General features: G+C 56.6%; 16 protein-coding genes and 1 tRNA gene. 8 read left to right on the top strand and 9 right to left on the bottom strand.

Annotation, left to right across the window (positions count from 1 at the left end; translation table 11 throughout):
- Positions 1–13 precede the first annotated feature (13 nt).
- A complete protein-coding gene (locus tag AC2FLB_RS01215) occupies positions 14–871 on the top strand; it encodes a class I SAM-dependent methyltransferase (protein WP_496708471.1) in 858 nt (285 codons plus the stop codon).
- Between the two features lies 1 nt (position 872).
- Here the strand turns inward: AC2FLB_RS01215 and AC2FLB_RS01220 are convergent.
- The 4 genes from AC2FLB_RS01220 to AC2FLB_RS01235 all read right to left on the bottom strand — a co-directional run bounded on the left by AC2FLB_RS01220 (position 873) and on the right by AC2FLB_RS01235 (position 3,399).
- Positions 873–946, bottom strand: a tRNA-Gly gene (locus AC2FLB_RS01220).
- 132 nt (positions 947–1,078) lie between these two features.
- Positions 1,079–2,140: a methyltetrahydrofolate cobalamin methyltransferase gene (locus AC2FLB_RS01225; protein WP_496695521.1), complete on the bottom strand. Its 1,062-nt coding sequence runs from the start codon at positions 2,138–2,140 to the stop codon at positions 1,079–1,081.
- A gap of 9 nt (positions 2,141–2,149) precedes the next feature.
- On the bottom strand, positions 2,150–3,076 hold the full coding sequence (locus tag AC2FLB_RS01230; RefSeq protein WP_496708669.1) for a methylenetetrahydrofolate reductase: 927 nt from the start codon (positions 3,074–3,076) through the stop codon (positions 2,150–2,152).
- A 26-nt stretch (positions 3,077–3,102) separates the two neighbouring features.
- Positions 3,103–3,399 (bottom strand): virulence factor, encoded by a 297-nt coding sequence (locus AC2FLB_RS01235; protein ID WP_142633696.1) that lies wholly within the window; start codon positions 3,397–3,399, stop codon positions 3,103–3,105.
- Positions 3,400–3,640: 241 nt separating this feature from the next.
- On the opposite strand from AC2FLB_RS01235, the gene AC2FLB_RS01240 reads away from it, so the two are divergent.
- Both AC2FLB_RS01240 and AC2FLB_RS01245 read left to right on the top strand, forming a co-directional pair.
- Positions 3,641–4,753, top strand: a complete 1,113-nt coding sequence (locus tag AC2FLB_RS01240; protein WP_142633694.1) for a Ppx/GppA phosphatase family protein — start codon at positions 3,641–3,643, stop codon at positions 4,751–4,753.
- Positions 4,753–5,469, top strand: a complete 717-nt coding sequence (locus AC2FLB_RS01245; protein ID WP_142633692.1) for an RlmE family RNA methyltransferase — start codon at positions 4,753–4,755, stop codon at positions 5,467–5,469. Before AC2FLB_RS01240 ends, AC2FLB_RS01245 begins: the two co-directional genes overlap by 1 nt.
- A 2-nt stretch (positions 5,470–5,471) precedes the next feature.
- On the opposite strand, the gene AC2FLB_RS01250 is transcribed toward AC2FLB_RS01245, so the two are convergent.
- Positions 5,472–5,657: a hypothetical protein gene (locus tag AC2FLB_RS01250; RefSeq protein ID WP_496708472.1), complete on the bottom strand. Its 186-nt coding sequence runs from the start codon at positions 5,655–5,657 to the stop codon at positions 5,472–5,474.
- A 120-nt stretch (positions 5,658–5,777) separates the two neighbouring features.
- Positions 5,778–6,641 (bottom strand): YihY/virulence factor BrkB family protein, encoded by an 864-nt coding sequence (locus tag AC2FLB_RS01255; protein ID WP_142633688.1) that lies wholly within the window; start codon positions 6,639–6,641, stop codon positions 5,778–5,780.
- A gap of 147 nt (positions 6,642–6,788) precedes the next feature.
- Here AC2FLB_RS01255 and AC2FLB_RS01260 point away from each other — a divergent pair, with 147 nt between their 5' ends.
- Both AC2FLB_RS01260 and cls read left to right on the top strand, forming a co-directional pair.
- Positions 6,789–7,877, top strand: coding sequence for an AI-2E family transporter (locus AC2FLB_RS01260; RefSeq protein WP_496691208.1), 1,089 nt, complete (start codon positions 6,789–6,791; stop codon positions 7,875–7,877).
- 59 nt (positions 7,878–7,936) lie between these two features.
- On the top strand, positions 7,937–9,349 hold the full coding sequence (cls, locus tag AC2FLB_RS01265; RefSeq protein ID WP_496708473.1) for a cardiolipin synthase: 1,413 nt from the start codon (positions 7,937–7,939) through the stop codon (positions 9,347–9,349).
- Here cls and AC2FLB_RS01270 read toward each other — a convergent pair.
- The gene (locus tag AC2FLB_RS01270; protein WP_271947221.1) at positions 9,346–9,780 is read right to left on the bottom strand and encodes an ion channel; all 435 of its coding nucleotides are present in this window, start codon (positions 9,778–9,780) and stop codon (positions 9,346–9,348) included. The two genes, cls and AC2FLB_RS01270, sit on opposite strands and share 4 nt — an antisense overlap.
- A gap of 160 nt (positions 9,781–9,940) precedes the next feature.
- On the opposite strand from AC2FLB_RS01270, the gene AC2FLB_RS01275 reads away from it, so the two are divergent.
- From AC2FLB_RS01275 to AC2FLB_RS01285, 3 genes are read left to right on the top strand one after another with little or no spacing between them, the layout of a single operon-like run.
- Positions 9,941–10,588, top strand: coding sequence for an ABC transporter ATP-binding protein (locus AC2FLB_RS01275; protein WP_496708474.1), 648 nt, complete (start codon positions 9,941–9,943; stop codon positions 10,586–10,588).
- A complete protein-coding gene (locus AC2FLB_RS01280) occupies positions 10,585–12,999 on the top strand; it encodes an ABC transporter permease (RefSeq protein ID WP_496708475.1) in 2,415 nt (804 codons plus the stop codon). The genes AC2FLB_RS01275 and AC2FLB_RS01280 overlap by 4 nt, the downstream gene beginning before the upstream one ends.
- Positions 12,989–14,029, top strand: a complete 1,041-nt coding sequence (locus AC2FLB_RS01285; protein WP_496708476.1) for a lipocalin-like domain-containing protein — start codon at positions 12,989–12,991, stop codon at positions 14,027–14,029. Before AC2FLB_RS01280 ends, AC2FLB_RS01285 begins: the two co-directional genes overlap by 11 nt.
- A gap of 1 nt (position 14,030) precedes the next feature.
- Here the strand turns inward: AC2FLB_RS01285 and AC2FLB_RS01290 are convergent, their stop codons facing one another.
- Together AC2FLB_RS01290 and AC2FLB_RS01295 are read right to left on the bottom strand one after the other, a co-directional pair.
- The gene (locus tag AC2FLB_RS01290) at positions 14,031–14,462 is read right to left on the bottom strand and encodes a universal stress protein (protein ID WP_271947228.1); all 432 of its coding nucleotides are present in this window, start codon (positions 14,460–14,462) and stop codon (positions 14,031–14,033) included.
- A complete protein-coding gene (locus tag AC2FLB_RS01295; protein WP_496708477.1) occupies positions 14,459–17,068 on the bottom strand; it encodes a TRAP transporter permease in 2,610 nt (869 codons plus the stop codon). The genes AC2FLB_RS01290 and AC2FLB_RS01295 overlap by 4 nt, the downstream gene beginning before the upstream one ends.
- Positions 17,069–17,088 lie beyond the last annotated feature (20 nt).

A 17,088-nucleotide genomic window follows, 5' to 3' on the forward strand; every position in this document is an offset into this window, starting at 1 on the left:
ACGGAGGGGTTCGATGCAGTCGGTGAATGAGGAACAGGCAGAATACTGGGGAAAATCCGAATCCGGAGCCAAATGGCTGACATATCAGGATCAGTTGGATCAACTGATGGCTTCGGTTCTGGACCTTGTGCTGGAGAATGCCCAGCTTAAACTAGGAATGCATGTGCTCGACATCGGCTGTGGCACTGGCGAAAGCTCTCTTGCAGCCGCGCGATTGGTCGGGCCGGATGGCGATGTTCTGGCCGCCGATATATCGCAAGCGTTTCTTGATCGTGCCAGCGCCCGAGCCTCGGAAAACGGGCTGAGCAACATCAGCTTCCAACATGCTGACGCGCAGATATTCGGGTTTCCTGCCAATCAGTTGGACGCAGCGATTTCACGGTTCGGCGTGATGTTCTTTGACGATTCGGTTGCTGCATTCGCCAATATCGCCCGCGCACTTAAACCCGGCGGGCAGATGACCTTTGCAGCTTGGGGGCCATTGGATGGCAACCCGTGGTTCAAAATACCCCATATTGCTGCGGTAAAACGCCTTGGGCAGCCGCCTCGGGTAGATCGTTACGCGCCGGGTCCGCTGGCGTTTCACGATCTGGATCACGTCACCGGCATGATGCAACAGGCGGGGCTGTCGGACATTCAGGCCCAAGCCAACTCCGTAAATCTGCCCGGCGCTGGCGGGTCAGAGGAAATAGCCGCCTTGTGCACCCGCGTCGGCCCCGCCGCGCGAACCATCGCGCATTTCGAAGGCACCGAACAGGACGCAGCAGCAATCCAGCACGAGGTCTGTCAGGAATTCGCCCAGTTCACATCCGAAACCGGCCTGCACATCCCGGCGGTGATAAACCTGTATCAAGCGCGTCGATCGAACTGAATGGAGCGGGTAGCGGGAATCGAACCCGCGCGTTCAGCTTGGGAAGCTGACAGGCTACCATTACATCATACCCGCCGCTGCTAGCTGAATATCACCGGTACAAGATCAGGTTCAAGCGGTTTTGATCCAAACCGTCAGGCTATTTGCGACGGCGAAGACAAAAAAGGCCGGATCAAAAGATCCGGCCAGAATGTTGTTTTATAACGTTTATGCGCGGCGACGACGGCCACCACCGCGACGACCACCTCCAGTCCCTTCGGCACCGGCTTCGCTGGGGGCTTTGTTGAACTTGATCCAAGCCCCGCCATGCGGATCGTTGTTGGTCAGCAGGTTGGCGGCGCGGATGGCCTCCATCTCTTTGCCCGCGCGCGGCAGGGTCGAACCCAGGCCAAACAGTTGGCAGAAGGTCTCATCATCCATGTCCGCAGGCAGGATGATGCCCTTTGCTTCAACTTCAGCCTTCTTCTCGGCCAGTTTCTTGGGACCAACCGGCAGAGCCACCGGGTTCATGATCGCTGAGGTCATGCCAGCGCCCATCGCCATCGGCAGGAAGGCGTTGTTGATGCCATGACGGTTCGGCAGACCGAACGAGACGTTGGACGCCCCGCACGTGGTGTTCACACCCAGCTCTTCGCGCAAACGACGAACCAGAGCGAACACCTGCTGACCCGCAGTTGCCATTGCGCCGATGGGCATCACCAGCGGGTCGACCACGATGTCATGGGCCGGGATGCCGAAATCAGCGGCGCGCTGGACGATCTTCTTGGCAACTTCAAACCGCACATCGGGGTCCTCCGAAATCCCGGTATCGTCGTTGGAAATCGCCACAACCGGCACGTTGTATTTCTTGACCAGCGGCAGAACCAGTTCCAGACGATCTTCTTCGCCGGTGACCGAGTTCAGCAGCGGACGGCCCTCTGCCGCCTCAAGACCCGCTTCCAGAGCTCCCGGAACCGATGAATCGATACACAGCGGCACTTCGACCAGCCCCTGCACCATTTCGACGATCTTGCGCATCAGCGGCGGTTCGGTCTCGTTCGGGTTGGGGTTCGAGTTGTAGACAACGCCCGCGTTGATATCCAGAACGGTCGCGCCAGCGGCAACCTGCGCGAGGGCGTCCTTTTCAACGGTCGAAAAATCGCCTGCTTCCAGTTCCGCCGCCAGTTTCTTGCGGCCTGTCGGGTTGATCCGCTCACCGATCACGCAGAACGGTTCGTCAAAGCCCAGGACGGCGGTTTTTGTTTTTGATTCTACGACTGTACGGGTCATGTCCGATCCTTAGGAGTTTACAGGCTTTGCCGAAGCGCCGCCGTTGTTGATGGCCCAGTTGGCGTTTGTCTTGATGCCACCAAGCGGGAAGAAATGTACGTTTGTGATGTTGAAATCCGGGTTGGCCGCTTTGTGGTTGGCCAGCTCGGTGATCACATCCGTGGGCTCATAAGGCAGCAGCAGCTTGGACACGTCCAAGGCGCGCTTTTGCAGAACCTTCAGCGATGGACCAACGCCGCAGGCGATGGCGAATTTGATCAGTGTTTGCAGTTTTGCCGGACCGGCGATGCCGATATGAACCGGAATGTCGATCCCCGCCTCTTTCAGGCTGTCGGCCCAGGCGATGATCGGTTTAGCGTCAAAGGCGAACTGAGTGGCCAGCGCCATTTCGGCATCTGTGGTCTCAGAGAACTTCTGTTTCCAACGCAGCGCGTCATCGACATTCTTGGTCGATCCGTCAGGGTCGATGTCCTTGTTGCCTTCAGGGTGGCCAGCGACGTGCAGACGCTTGAAGCCCGCTTTGTCGAACAGGCCGGATTCCAGCAGCTGCATCGAGCTGTCGAAATCACCATGAGGATTCGCGACACCACCGGCCAGCAACAGCGCCTGATCCACACCTGCTTCACCCTGGTACATGGAAATCCAGTTTTCCAGCGTCGCCGTGTCTTTAATGATCCGCGCCGGGAAATGCGGCATAACAGGATAGCCGTCCGCCGCGATGCGCTTGGCGGTCTTGACCATGTCTTCGATCGGAGTGCCTTCGATATGGGCAATATAGACGCGTGTGCCTTCAGGCAACAAAGCGCGAAAATCCTCGACCTTCTCGGCGGTGCGCGGCATCACCTCAATCGAATAACCCTGCAGGAAGGCTTCGACGGTTGGATTTACCGGACCGTTTTCAGCGGCATCACGTTTCTTGAAGTTCAGCAAAGCCATAGCGGCCTCCCATATAGATTTCGAGCTCATGCCCAACCGTCATTGGCGATCAGAGCCTTGATACGGTCCTGATCATATTCCGTTTCCAAACGCACAGCCTGCTGTTCGGCAATTTCGGACGGATCGCCCTCAACCGCGAAAGGCGCTGCCTTGCGCCATTCGGCCAGATAGGCATCGCTATCCTTGGCGTTCACCTTCATGGCGGCGCGGTCAATGGCTTGCTCGAACCGTTCTTCCAACTGCCGTTTTGCGCCCCGGCGGCCCTTGCCGACGATGACTTGGGCGGGAATGTCGCGCCAGTATACGATGGTGACGTCAGGCATCTGCTTTGATTCCTCCTAACCAGATGGACCGGTTCTAAACTTCAATGTGGTCGCAGGTCGGTCGATTTTCGACACAAGGCGCATTTCAAACGACGTTTTCACCTACAACGGGATACACGGTTTGTAACGAATTGTTCCTGTAAACCGCACCTCAAAATTCTCATCACTTTAATGAGTATCTTGCACGAACCAAAAGGCCGACCTATGGTCGGGGTAACTCGTAAATCGGAGGGCGTTGAAGATGGCGCCCAAGCGTCCCAAAGGTGCGGGCGCGTTCCCGAAGGCGGTCGAAAGCCCCGCGCCGGCAAGACCCGATCCTGATGCGCTTTATGCCGCGCTGGATTTGGGAACAAATAGCTGTCGCATGTTAATTGCCCAGCCCAAGGGCAGCGGGTTTCATGTGGTGGACAGTTTCTCTAAATCCGTGCAGTTGGGCGCGGGCTTAGAGCGGACGGGGCGTTTGTCTCGGTCGTCGATGGCGCGCACCATTCAAGCGTTGCGCATTTGCCAGCAAAAGCTGAAACGCAACAAGGTCAAGCGGATGCGTCTAGTCGCAACCGAGGCTTGTCGCCGTGCAAAAAATTCACGTGAATTCATTCGCCAGGTAAAGGGTGAAACTGGGTTGACTCTTGAGATCATCCAGCCCGAGGAAGAAGCGCGTCTGGCCGTAATATCCTGTGCCCCGCTGGTGTCCACTAAGACAGAACAGTTGTTGGTTGTGGATATTGGCGGCGGTTCGACAGAGCTTGTCTGGATCGACATATCCTCGCTTCCGCGTCGGGATCGCCCGGCGGCGATTATGCGTCTGCATAATGGATTTCATACAACAGATAGCCCGTTTCCTGCAGCCAAGGTTGTGGATTGGATCAGTGTTCCCCTCGGCGTTGCGACGCTGCGCGATCAGTTCCATGATGTCGAAGACGATGCGGCGCGGTTTGCTTTGATGAGCTGGTTTTTCGAAGAAAACTTGGCCGATTTTGCGCCTTATAAGGATGAACAAGCCCGCGAAGGTTTTCAGATCGTCGGCACCAGTGGCACGGTTACGACAGTCGCAGCCTCACATCTGGGATTGAAGCGGTATGACCGGACCAAGGTAGACGGTTTGCGCATGACAAGCGATCAGATTGACAAAGTGATACGCGGGTATCTAGAACTCGGCCCACTGGGGCGGCGGAGAGATCCGCGTATCGGCGATGACCGCCAGGCCCTGATCATGTCCGGCTCGGCCATATTGCAGGCTTTGTTACGATGTTGGCCAACCGACCGTCTTTCAGTGGCGGACCGGGGGCTGCGCGAAGGCCTGCTTTATGCGCAGATGAGCGCGGACGGTGTATTGGAAGACGGACCGTTCTGATGGCGAAGACACCTACTGGCAAAAACAATTCGGGCCGCGGGCAGCGCGACCTGAAGGTTAAGGTCAAAACCGCCCGCGGGCGCAAAATCAGCTCGACCCGGTGGTTGGAACGTCAGCTGAATGACCCCTATGTCAAGCGCGCGCAGGTCGAAGGCTATCGTGGGCGTGCGGCGTTCAAGATATTGGAACTGGACGATAAATTCCGCTTCCTGGTTCCAGGTGCGCGCATCGTCGATCTGGGTTGCGCCCCAGGCGGCTGGCTGCAGGTTGCGGTCCAGCGCGTTAATGCATTGGGTGAGAAAAGCGGTAAGAAAATCGGCACCGTTCTGGGTGTCGACATACAAGAGGTCGAACCGGTGGCCGGGTCCGAGGTTCACCAGTTGGACTTTATGGAGGACGATGCCGACCAGAAGGTCAAAGACTGGTTGGGTGGCAAAGCGGATGTGGTGATGTCAGATATGGCCGCTGCGTCCTCGGGGCATAAACAGACCGACCATTTGCGGATCATGGCCCTGTGCGAAACCGCCGCCTATTTTGCCTTTGATGTGCTGGAACAGGGCGGCACATTTGTCGCCAAGGTTTTGGCCGGAGGAGCCGAAGGGGATCTGCAGAAGATTCTGAAACAGAAGTTTGACAAGGTGGCGCATGTTAAACCACCGGCATCCCGCGCCGACAGTTCGGAAAAATTCGTTGTGGCAACAGGATTTCGCGGCTGAAGTTAATCTGCGAAGTCAGCCAGAGAACGCGCAAGGCGCTGTTCACGCAGCGAAGATATTGCGTTTCCTTGCAACAACAATGCTTCACCGTGACTGATATCCGTCGCCGGTTTGGCCCGTAATTCTTCAATCCGCCGGGTCAGCGACGATGGATCTTGCGATTTGGCGCTTTCGGGCAGTTTGGTCATGAGGCCTCACCTTGATGCGTATGGGGTCACAGTCCATGCAGTTTGGGTAAGAAACGTGCCGATTTCATGACGTAAACCGGGCTTTGAGTTGCTATTTTACAGCCCCAGCCACCCTGCCCTTCAGGTTTGTCCGTTACTTTGATCCTGCAAATCCATCAGCGCGCCGTTGAATTCAGCGCCCAGAATCAGGATGGCCGCGCATAGATACAGGAAAATCAACGCAGCCATCGCCCCAGCAAGGCCAGCATAAGTAGCGCTGTACGAGGCGAACTGTCCGATATAGATCGAAAAGCCCCAACCGCCCATCGCCCACAGAGCGAGTGTCAGAACAACGCCCGGAAGGATTTGCCACAGCCGATGGCGGCGCGTCGGCAGCACAAGATGTGCAACGATAACCGTGCCCGCAGGAACCGCGACAGTAAAGGTCCAGCGCAATCGATCCACAGACAACCAGTCTGACACGTTAACATCCGTCTTTTCGGACACGAGGCGCGTGTAGACCGGCAAGACGACTTCGACGGCGGCGATGGCCAGAATGGCCGCCCCGCCAACAATCACCAATCCCAGGCACAGCAAGCGTGTCTTCCAGAATGGCCAGGCGTCATGATCATGATAGGCCTGGTTCATGGCCGCCCGCACCGCAACTACGCCGTTTGAGGCAAAGAAAATGGCCAGCAAACCGCCCAGGGTGATTACCCCCGAACCTGATTCCGCCAGGACCGAGCGCAACTCTCCCACAATCGGGCCGGCGACATCTTTTGGCCAGGCGCCAAAGATCAGTTCGATCAGTTCGTCCGTGACATAATCCTGAGACAGCGTACCAGCCAGTGCCACAGTGAACAGAACAAACGGAAACAGGGCCAGCATCAGGGACATGGCAACGTGGCTGCTCATGACCATGCCGTTTTTGGCCCCAAATCGCCCCAAGGCCAGCCAAAGGGCTCGAATTACTCTTCCAGTCAGGGGAATCAAACTTGTCGTCATCCGAAAACTCTACCCTGACTGTATTCGAACCAGAACCGGCAAAACCCGACTGGACGCAATTAACCAACTCCAAATGTTTGGTTGCATTGCATAATCCCTTTGTCCCGTGCAGGATCGAAACGGAACCTACACAAAGCCGGGCGAAATATGCCAACCAGCGACCAGAACCCAAGCATACCGAACAGGTTGCGCCTTTCGGTTGTCCGCGACACCGCGATTGTAGTGTCACTGATCGTATTGGGGCTTTATGCAGGCTCGGCTTTTCTGATCCCGCTGACCATGGCCTTGCTGATCAACGTCCTGATCATCGCGCTGAGTGACCGGGTTATTGCGCTGACCAAGGCTCCGGTCTGGTTGGCTAACCTGGCTGGAGTGACCGTGGTTTTGGTCGGGTTGTTCATGATCATGTATATTCTGGGCAATCAGGCGACGCAGTTTGCACGCTCGATCAATACATACGAAAGCCAGTTCGACGAGGCCGTTAACCGCATAAACGACCTTGTGGGCAACGATATCACGGCCTTCATCAGGGACAATCTAGTCAACATTGATATGTCTTTCGTCGCCCGGATGTTGCTGGGCAGCGCGACGTCCTTGCTGAACCAGTTTTTCCTCATCAGCCTTTACGTTGCCTTCCTGATGGCCGAACGTCTGGCGTTCCGCAAAAAGATCCGTATGGCCGCCGGTGACCCTAAAACCGGTGCCGAGTTCGCTTTGGTTCTGGACGCGATTTCCTTTAGTCTGCAGCGTTATGTCGGAGTGAAGACCTTTATCAGCCTGATAACGGCTGGAATCAGCTATGTGGTCTTCAAAACCCTTGGTCTTGAGTATTCCGAGACATGGGCCGTGCTGACCTTTGCCTTGAATTTCATACCCTCGATTGGGTCAATTATTGCGGTTCTGTTTCCAGCGGCGATTGCACTGGTTCAATTTGAAAGTATCGGGCCGTTTCTGATCATAGTTTTCGGCTGTGGCACACTTCAGTTCATGATCGGTAATTTTCTGGACCCGGCCATGCTGGGCCGATCGCTGAACATGTCGACATTTCTGGTCATTCTGGCACTTATGTTCTGGACCACGGTCTGGGGTCTGATCGGAGCCTTCCTGAGCGTTCCGCTGACCGTCTGCATCCTGATCATCTTCAGCCATATTCCCGCATTGCGCCCGATCGCAATTTTAATGTCCCTGAATGGTGAACTCGGCGACGAAGGGCCGCCATCGGGGAATACAGTCTGAACGGGTCAATCCCCAATGCAACTTGAAACACTAAGGAAAATGCCAGGATCGAATCCTCCATGCTGACACTCTTTGTTTCCCTCTTTGTCCTATGTTTGTACCTGACCGCCGCGGTCTTTTCGATACGCGCGGCTCAAACAGCGCGCACACCGCAGGGTGCCGTGGGATGGGTGGTCTTTTTGATCTCGGCGCCGATAGCTGGCGTACCGCTGTACTTGTTTCTGGGACATCATCGTTTTCGCGGGTATCGCATGGCCCGAAAGCACGCTGAGACTGTTGTCGAAGGGATAAAGAGCTTTGCGGATTTTTCGCGCCCAGATCCGGACATGATTACGATCAACCCACTCCCTTTCGAAGAGCTTGCGCATCTACCCATATCACGCGGCAACGGTGCAGAATTGCTTGTCGATGGGCAGGCAACCTTTGACGCTATCTTTCAGGCTATCGACGCGGCTCAGGACTATGTGCTTGTCCAGTTCTACATCGTGCGTGATGACGGATTGGGGCGGCAACTGCAAAGCAAACTGATCGCCGCCGCAGAGCGCGGCGTGCAAGTTCGCTTTATGACCGACGCCGTGGGCAGTTATGGCCTACCGACAAGCTACATCACGTCGCTGCGCGCGGCGGGAATTCACGTTGCCGGTCAGCATGAAAAGCGCCATCCAGGACAGCGATTTCAGCTAAACTATCGCAATCACAGGAAAACGGTGATCATTGACGGTGAAATCGGCTTTATCGGCGGCCACAATGTCGGCGACGAATATCTCGGTCAGTCCGCAAAGTTCGGACATTGGCGGGACACACACATAAGGCTGACTGGACATATCGTGCGCCAACTACAACTGATCTTTACAGAGGACTGGTACTGGGCGCATCAAGAAGACCTGATAGATCAACTGGCCTGGGCGGGTCAGGAATCTGATCAGGACATGAACGCCCTTCTCGTCGCCACAGGTCCGGGGGACGAAACCGAAACCGGCGCCATGATGTTCTTTTCTGCAATCACGGAAGCAAAGGAACGATTGTGGATCGCATCCCCCTATTTCGTTCCTGATATCGACATCATGACCGCACTACGCCACGCTGCAATGCGCGGGGTAGATGTTCGCATTCTGGTTCCCGACGTGATTGATCACCGCTTACCTTGGCTGGCGGCCTTTGCCTATTTCGACGAGATCAGGGAATGCGGCGCGCGGGTCTACCGGTACACCAATGGGTTCATGCATCAAAAAGTATTTCTGGTGGACGACACTCTGACCGCTGTTGGCACCACCAATCTGGACAATCGTTCTTTCCGCCTGAATTTTGAGGCGATGGCCCTGTTCTTTGACAAGGACGCGGCCCATGCGGTTCACAACATGCTGCTGATGGACTTTGAATCCAGCTATGAGCTAGACAAAACCTTGCCCGAACAACCGGCCTTTATTCGGTTCGGCTCGCCTCTGGCGCGGTTGTTCGCACCAATCCTTTAAAGGATCGACTCTTCCTGCAGCACCCGCGACATGACCGCGACCAAAAAGGCTGTGGACAGCCCAAATGCCAAAAGCCCGGTGACCGAGGCAAAGGCACCAAAAATGCGCAGCCCGTCGTCCAGAACAATGTCGCCGTAGCCCAGCGTTGTGAACGTAACCAGAGAGAAATACAGCGCCGAGTTCCAGTCCGCCAGAACATCCCCAAAGACCCAGACAATCGCCCAAAGCCAGACCTGAAAGGTATGGATCATCACGATAAAAATCAGCGCGATAGTCAGCGGGCTTGCAATGGTGACGAACCTTTTGCTTTTTTCCAGTTTGATCGACATCACGCGGATGATCTGCATGCACCAAGTCAGCAGGGCAATTTCGATCAAAAAGCAGATACCCAAATAAACGCTTCCCCAGATAATCTGCTCGGATAAGGTCACCGGCGCCCATCCCCTCTGTTTTTAAGTCTCGTCACAATCGCTTCAAATGCAGGATTGGGCAACCCTGCGTCTGCGACGAATGGAAACGATAGCGCCATTGAACTGGACACCGCTTCTGTCGGCTGCAAATTGTGAGTGGCAGAATACAGGGCGCCTATGAATGCTGCTTACAATAACTGATGTCCATAAATCATATGCAAACGGTCGACCGATTTTGAACGGAGTATCTCTGTCGTTGGACCATGGCCAAACGCTTGCCCTAACCGGGGAAAGTGGCAGTGGCAAAAGCACGCTTCTAAATCTCGCAGGTGCGCTGGACATATTCGATGCGGGCGAAATCTCACTGGGCGGAACCAACCTGTCCAAACTAGACGATACCGGGCGCGCAGCCCTTCGGCGCGAGCGTGTGGCGCTGGTATTCCAACAGTTCAATCTGATCCCGTCGTTGACGGTCGGCCAAAACCTGTCCTTCCATGCCCGGCTTGCCAGTAAACATGATCCGGACTGGTGCGATCATCTTGCTGACAAACTGGGATTGCGGGACCTGCTGGACCGCTTTCCCGAGAACCTGTCAGGCGGCCAGCAGCAACGCGTTGCCATCGGACGCGCCCTTGCGCCGCGCCCCAGTCTTTTGCTCGCGGATGAACCAACAGGAAATCTGGATGAGGTCGCAAGTACCAATGTATTGGATTTGATGCTTGCGCTGGTCGCCGAAACCAGCGCAGCCCTGCTTTTGGTGACACATTCGCAGGACATAGCAGCCCGTCTGGACCAACAGGTCCGCCTGTCCGGCGGTCATATCTCGTGACTTTGGCCGTCATACAGGCGTTGGTGTCGCACTGGCGTGCCCATTGGCTTCAGCTGTTAACCTTGTTGAGCGGCATTGCGCTTGCGACCGGGCTATGGTCGGCAGTTCAAGCCATAAATTCCGAGGCCCGGGCAAGCTATCAACGGGCCAATGATCAACTCTCATTTGGTCAATACGATGAATTGCACGCCACCTCGGGGAATTTGACGATCGACCATTATGTCAGCTTGCGTCGGGCTGGCTGGCAGGTCGCTGCGGTGCTTGAGGGTCGTTGGCGCCATAGCGGGCGCAATCTGCAGGTCATGGGGGTCGACATGGTCGCCTTTCCACCCCTACCGGCCCTCAGCCGTTTGGAACAAAGCGATACGCCGCCCGATCCCGCAGACATGCTGACCGCGCCCGGCAGGATACTGGTCGCGCCGAAACTGGCCCAGATTCTGCAGCAGGCCAGCGACCTGCCTCCGATCCTGTCCAGCGACGCTTTGCCGCCTGATCTGGTCTTTACCGATATTGGCGTCGCCGAACAGCTGCTTGACAAAAAGGGCCAGATTTCACGTCTGGTCATTTTGCCCGGTCAGCCCCGGGCGATCCCGCCGCTTGAGCAGATCGCCCCCGATCTGACACGCGTTGCAGCCTCGACCAGATTGGACACGGCGCAACTGACAGAGAGCTTCCACCTCAACCTGTCTGCCTTTGCTCTTTTGTCCTTTGCCGTCGGGCTGTTCATCGTCCATGGCACCGTCGGGCTGGCCTTTGCACAGCGCCGAGCAATTATCAGAACAATACGTGCGCTGGGCGTTCCGATGCGTCAGATCGTATGGATCATTCTGGGCGAACTTTCGCTGCTGGCCCTGATTGGAGGGGGCGCCGGTCTGGTACTGGGTTTCCTGCTGGCCGGGGCCTTGCTGCCCGACGTGGCATCGACCCTACGCGGGTTGTATGGTGCACCAGTTGAAGGTCAGCTTTCGCTTCAACTGCACTGGGTTCTCGCGGGCTTGGCCATGGCCCTGTTTGGAACGCTGTTGGCCAGCTCTCAGGCTTTGTTCCGATTGGCTCGGCTGCCGCTGTTATCCAGCCCGGGTCCGCAGGCCTGGCGGGGGGATGACACTGCAACCAAAAGATTGGCTCTGATCGGAGTATTCCTGATTGGGTTGGGGATCGTTTCAATCTTTGTGGCCGACGGTTTGGTCGCAGGGTTCGTGCTGGTTGCCGGAATCCTGACGGGTTCTGCGTTGATTTTACCGTTTCTCTTGCTGATCGCAGTAACCGGACTTCAGAAGCTACAGAACGGTCCGGTCAGACAATGGGTATTCGCCGACATGCAGGCGCAACTGCCCGGTCTCTCTTTGGCCCTGATGGCATTGATGTTGGCATTGGCCGCAAATATCGGCGTTGGAACCATGGTGTCGAGTTTCCGGCTGACATTTACTGGGTGGCTTGACCAACGACTGACATCAGAACTGTACATAACCGCAGCCGACGAACAACAGGCGCAGGACATCAAGAAATGGCTGCTGCCTCAGGTCGACGCCGTTTTGCCGATCCGCAGCGTCGAGCTGGCGCACGGAAGCGGCCCCTTGTTTCTTTACGGGGTGGTGAACAATCCGGTTTATCAAGAAAACTGGCCGCTGATCGCCTCAGTGCCCGGAGTATGGGATCAGGTGATGTCCGGAACCGCCGTTCTGATCAACGAACAGCTTGCGCGCAGATCCAGTCTGTGGCCCGGAGATCAAATCACGCTCCGCCCGGGTCACAAGCTGGTCATTGCAGGGGTCTATTCTGATTATGGCAATCCAACCGGACAGGCCATCGTGTCGATGGAGCTTTTGGAAGATATCGCACCCAATACCGAGGAACGGCGATATGGCGTTCGCATGCCCCCTGATCAGGCCAGCGATGTTGCCGAAAGGCTTCGGGCGGAATTTGACCTTCCTCCGCAGGCAGTCGTTCATCAAGCAGACATGAAGGCCCGATCCACGGAAATCTTCGAAGACACATTTGTGGTGACCTCTGCGCTGAATATCCTGACGCTCGGGGTTGCTGGATTTGCAATTCTGACCAGCCTGCTGACGCTTTGGACACAACGGCTGCCTCAGATCGCACCGGTCTGGGCGCTTGGCCTGACGCGGGCGCAACTGGCGCGGTTTGAACTGACGCAGAGCGTGCTTCTCGCCTCTCTGACCGCCGCGCTGGCCTTGCCGCTTGGGTTAGTTCTGGCCTGGACGTTGCTGACGGTCATCAATGTCGAGGCGTTTGGCTGGCGGTTACCAATGTACCTATTCCCAAGCGACTGGTTCTATCTATTTCTTCTGACCTTACTGGCCGCTGTTATCGCCGCTGCGGTTCCAGCCCTTCGGTTGCTGAGCATCCCGCCTGCCGAGTTGTTAAGAGTGTTTGCCAATGAACGCTAAAGTCTGGTTCCTAATTCTGGCCCTGCTATTGCCCGCCCAACTTCGGGCGCAGGGCTTTGCCGGTCTTGGAGGTGAGGCCGACGGGTTCGACGTCCCCCAGCTTGGGTATCAGTTGAGCTTTCCGCAGGATCACGGTCCCCATCCCACTTTCAAGATCGAATGGTGGTATCTGACCGCGAACCTGAAAGGAGAAGACGGGCGCGATTACGGAGTACAATGGACTTTGTTCCGCTCGGCGCTGAAACCCTATGAAGAGCAATCCTGGCAAAGTCCGCAGTTGTGGTTGGGCCATGCCGCCTTGACCACCCCTGATGCCCATTACTTTGCTGAACGCCTGTCGCGGGGCGGTATCGGTCAGGCCGGGGTAACCGCCACCCCATTCGAAGCCTGGATCGACGAATGGTACATGCGCGGACCCGACTTTAATGCGCTGAAGATTAGGGCCAACGGTTCCGATTTCGGCTACAATCTGTCACTGCGCGCAACGGGGCCTTTGGTCTTTCACGGCAATGCCGGGTATTCGGTCAAATCTGCGCAGGGGCAGGCAAGCCATTACTACTCACAGCCGTTTTTCGACCTGACAGGCACCCTGCATCTGCCGGATGGGGATGTTGCGGTAACCGGACAGGGATGGCTGGACCGGGAATGGTCCTCGCAACCTTTGGCCGAGGATCAAAGCGGATGGGATTGGTTCTCGCTCAGCTTTGAGGGCGGCGACAAGCTGATGGCCTTTCGCCTGCGCGGAGAGGCCGACGATTTCACCTCTGCCACCTGGATTGGCAAGGATGGCGAAACCACCGCGCTTGACGATGGTTCCGTCTTTTTTGAACCGCTCCAGACCGCCCAAGTTGCCGACCGGGATATCCCGATTGAATGGCGTGTCACACTCCCCGCCCGCGGGGTGGATGTTGTCGTCAGCGCCCTGACACCCAAAGCCTGGATGGCAACGCGCTTTGCCTATTGGGAGGGGCCCGTTACGGCCTCAGGCACCCATTCAGGCCGTGGCTATCTTGAAATGACCGGGTATTAGATCATCGCACCACGTAGACCGAGACTGTCGAATGCCGCACGACGCGCGCAGCATTCGGACCCAGCAGGTAGTCCTTGAAGTCCGGCTTATGCGCCCCAATGACGATCAGGTCAGATCCGGCGCTTTCTGCGGTTTTCAGGATCTCCTGATAGGCCGTGCCCGTGGCCACCACATGGCGGATCTTTTCATTGCGCTCACTGCCCAATGTTGATGCGCACAGCTCGGTCAGTTGTTTCTGCGCCTCAGCCAAAGCCTTTTCATGGAAATCCGCCTGGAAAAAGCCGGACACCCAGCTTTCTCCAAAATCCGGCAGAACACTGACCACATCCAGCTGCGCCCCCTCCAAATCGGCCAATGCAGCGGCCTTTTGAAGGACCGGGCCATCAATTTTGCCATTGCTGATATCAACAGCACACAGAACAGAACGTGTCATGCGGGCACCCCTTGTCTGGCGGCACGGCCGCGTTGCAGGAAGGCGATCAGACCCAACAGGATCATCGCCGGGATATAGACCAGCTGCTTGGGTGGCTGGCTTGACGGCAGGCTGACCGAGGTCAGGCGCACGGCCTCATCCCCGTAATAGTCGAAGTTGCCCAAATCATCGGCAACAGGCGCGCCGAACAACGGCTCTTCCAGCTTGATCAGACCGTCCTCTTCGATCAGCAGTAGACCCATCGCATCAACCCGTGCAGGACCGCCGTCTTCGTCGCCGACCGAGACGACAACCGTGGTATCCACCATCTCAAGCGTGTCGAAATCCGGGCCGCTGATGACCAGACGTACCTCGGTTCCGGGCGGTGTTTCCCCGATCGTTTCGGTGAAAGCTGCCGGTTCAACGGTCTGATATGGGGGTGAAATCCTGTCCATAAAGTAATCCGGACGGAATAGTGCGAAAGCAACCGCGACCAAGGCAACGCTTTCATAGATCCGGCTGCGGGTCAGGAAGTAGCCCATCGTGCCCGCCGTAAAGACAAGGATCGCTATCGTCGCAAATATCGCAACGATTATCCCTTCGACCCAGGTCACATCAATCAACAGAAGGTCTGTGTTGAAGATGAAGACAAACGGCAACGCGACCGTGCGCAGGCTATAGAAGAAGGCGATGAATCCGGTCTTGATCGCATCGCCCCCCGATACAGCCGCAGCCGCAAAACTGGCCAGCCCCACGGGCGGTGTCACATCCGCCATGATGCCAAAGTAGAAGACGAACAGATGCACCGCGATCAGCGGCACAATCAGCCCGCTCTGCGCGCCCAGCTCCACGACCACACCGGCCATCAAAGAACTGACGACGATATAGTTCGCAGTGGTCGGCAGGCCCATGCCCAGGATCAGGCTGAGGATACCGACCATGATCAGCATCAGGATCAGATTGCCACCCGACAGGAACTCGACCAGATCGGCCATCACCTGGCCCACACCGGTCAGAGTCACGGTACCAACGATCACACCCGCCGTGGCCGTCGCCAGCGCGATACCGATCATGTTGCGCGCGCCGTCGATCATGCCCTGCCACAGATCCGCGACACCGTCGATGAACGCGTTGTAGAGGTTGCTTTGCCCCCGGAACATCGCCTTCAGCGGTTTCTGCGTCAGCAGGATCACGAACAGCAATGACGTGGCCCAAAAGGCCGAAAGACCGGGCGATTTCTGTTCAATCATCAGGAAATAGACCAGCACGATGATCGGCAGAAGGTAGTGCAGGCCCGCCTTGTAGATCTCGCTAATGACCGGCAGCGTCACCTCTTTGGCATTCGGGTCATCGGGTTCCAGATCGGGCACCTGTGCGGCCAGATACAGCAGCGCCACGTAAATTGCGCAGATGATCAGGCTGAGGACCAGACCGGCCGAGTTCGGCATCCAATTTGTCACTGCGTCCACAGGGAATTGAGAGCCATAGCAGAGCCCAGCAAAAACAATGAAGAACGAGAACATACCAACCACGGTACGTGCCAGCTTCACTTCGCGGTCGCCCAACGTGGGCATGTTCCGCTTTACGGCTTCGAGATGCACGATATAGACCAGAGCAATGTATGAGATCGCCGCTGGCAGGAAGGCGTGGGTGATCACCTCGACATAGGAAATACCCACATATTCTACCATCAAGAAGGCTGCAGCGCCCATAACGGGTGGCATGATCTGCCCGTTCACCGAACTGGCGACCTCGACCGAACCCGCCTGTTCGCTGCTAAACCCAACGCGTTTCATAAGCGGAATGGTGAAGGTGCCGGTGGTCACAACGTTTGCGATGGACGAGCCCGAGATCAGACCGGTCGCAGCTGAGCCCACAACCGCCGCCTTGGCGGGGCCGCCGCGCAGGTGACCCAGCGCGCCAAAGGCCATCTTGATGAAATAGTTCCCTGCCCCGGCCTTATCCAACAAGGCGCCAAACAGAACAAACAGGAATACAAACTTGGTCGAAACACCCAAGGCGATACCGAACACGCCCTCGGAGGTGATCCACATATGGCTCATCGCCTTTTTCAGGCTGGCGCCTTTCCAGCGGATGACTTCGGGCACCCATTCGGATGATCCAAAGAAGACATAGGCCAAAAAGATCGTCGCAATGATCGCCATCGCCGGGCCAAGCGCACGGCGCGCGGCCTCGAACAACAGCAATAGCCCACCCAGCGCGATCCACTTGTCAGTGTTGTCTGCCAGCCCTCCGGCATCGACGATCTTGGTATAGAAGAAATATCCGTACAGCGCCACAAACGCGCCCAGAAGGCCCATGATCCAATCCTGCACAGGGATATAATCCCTTGGGCTGGATTTCAGCGCCGGATAGGCTGCAAAGGCCAGAAACATCGCAAAGGCCAGGTGAAACTGACGCGAATTGTTAACCACGCTGCCGGGCAACACATAGTTCGCCAAGGGCGAAGCAAGTACGACCTGAAAGATCGACCAGATCGCCGCCACGATCGCAAGGAAAACGCCTACATTCCCAACCGGATTACGCCCTCCGGCATCTGAAGATGCGACCAGATCCTGTAGTTCTTCTTCGGATAGCGGGCGGTTCGATTGTGTCTCGGAACTCATGAAAATGTCTCCCCGTCGTG

Source organism: Ruegeria sp. CDSA236 (genome assembly GCF_059611285.1).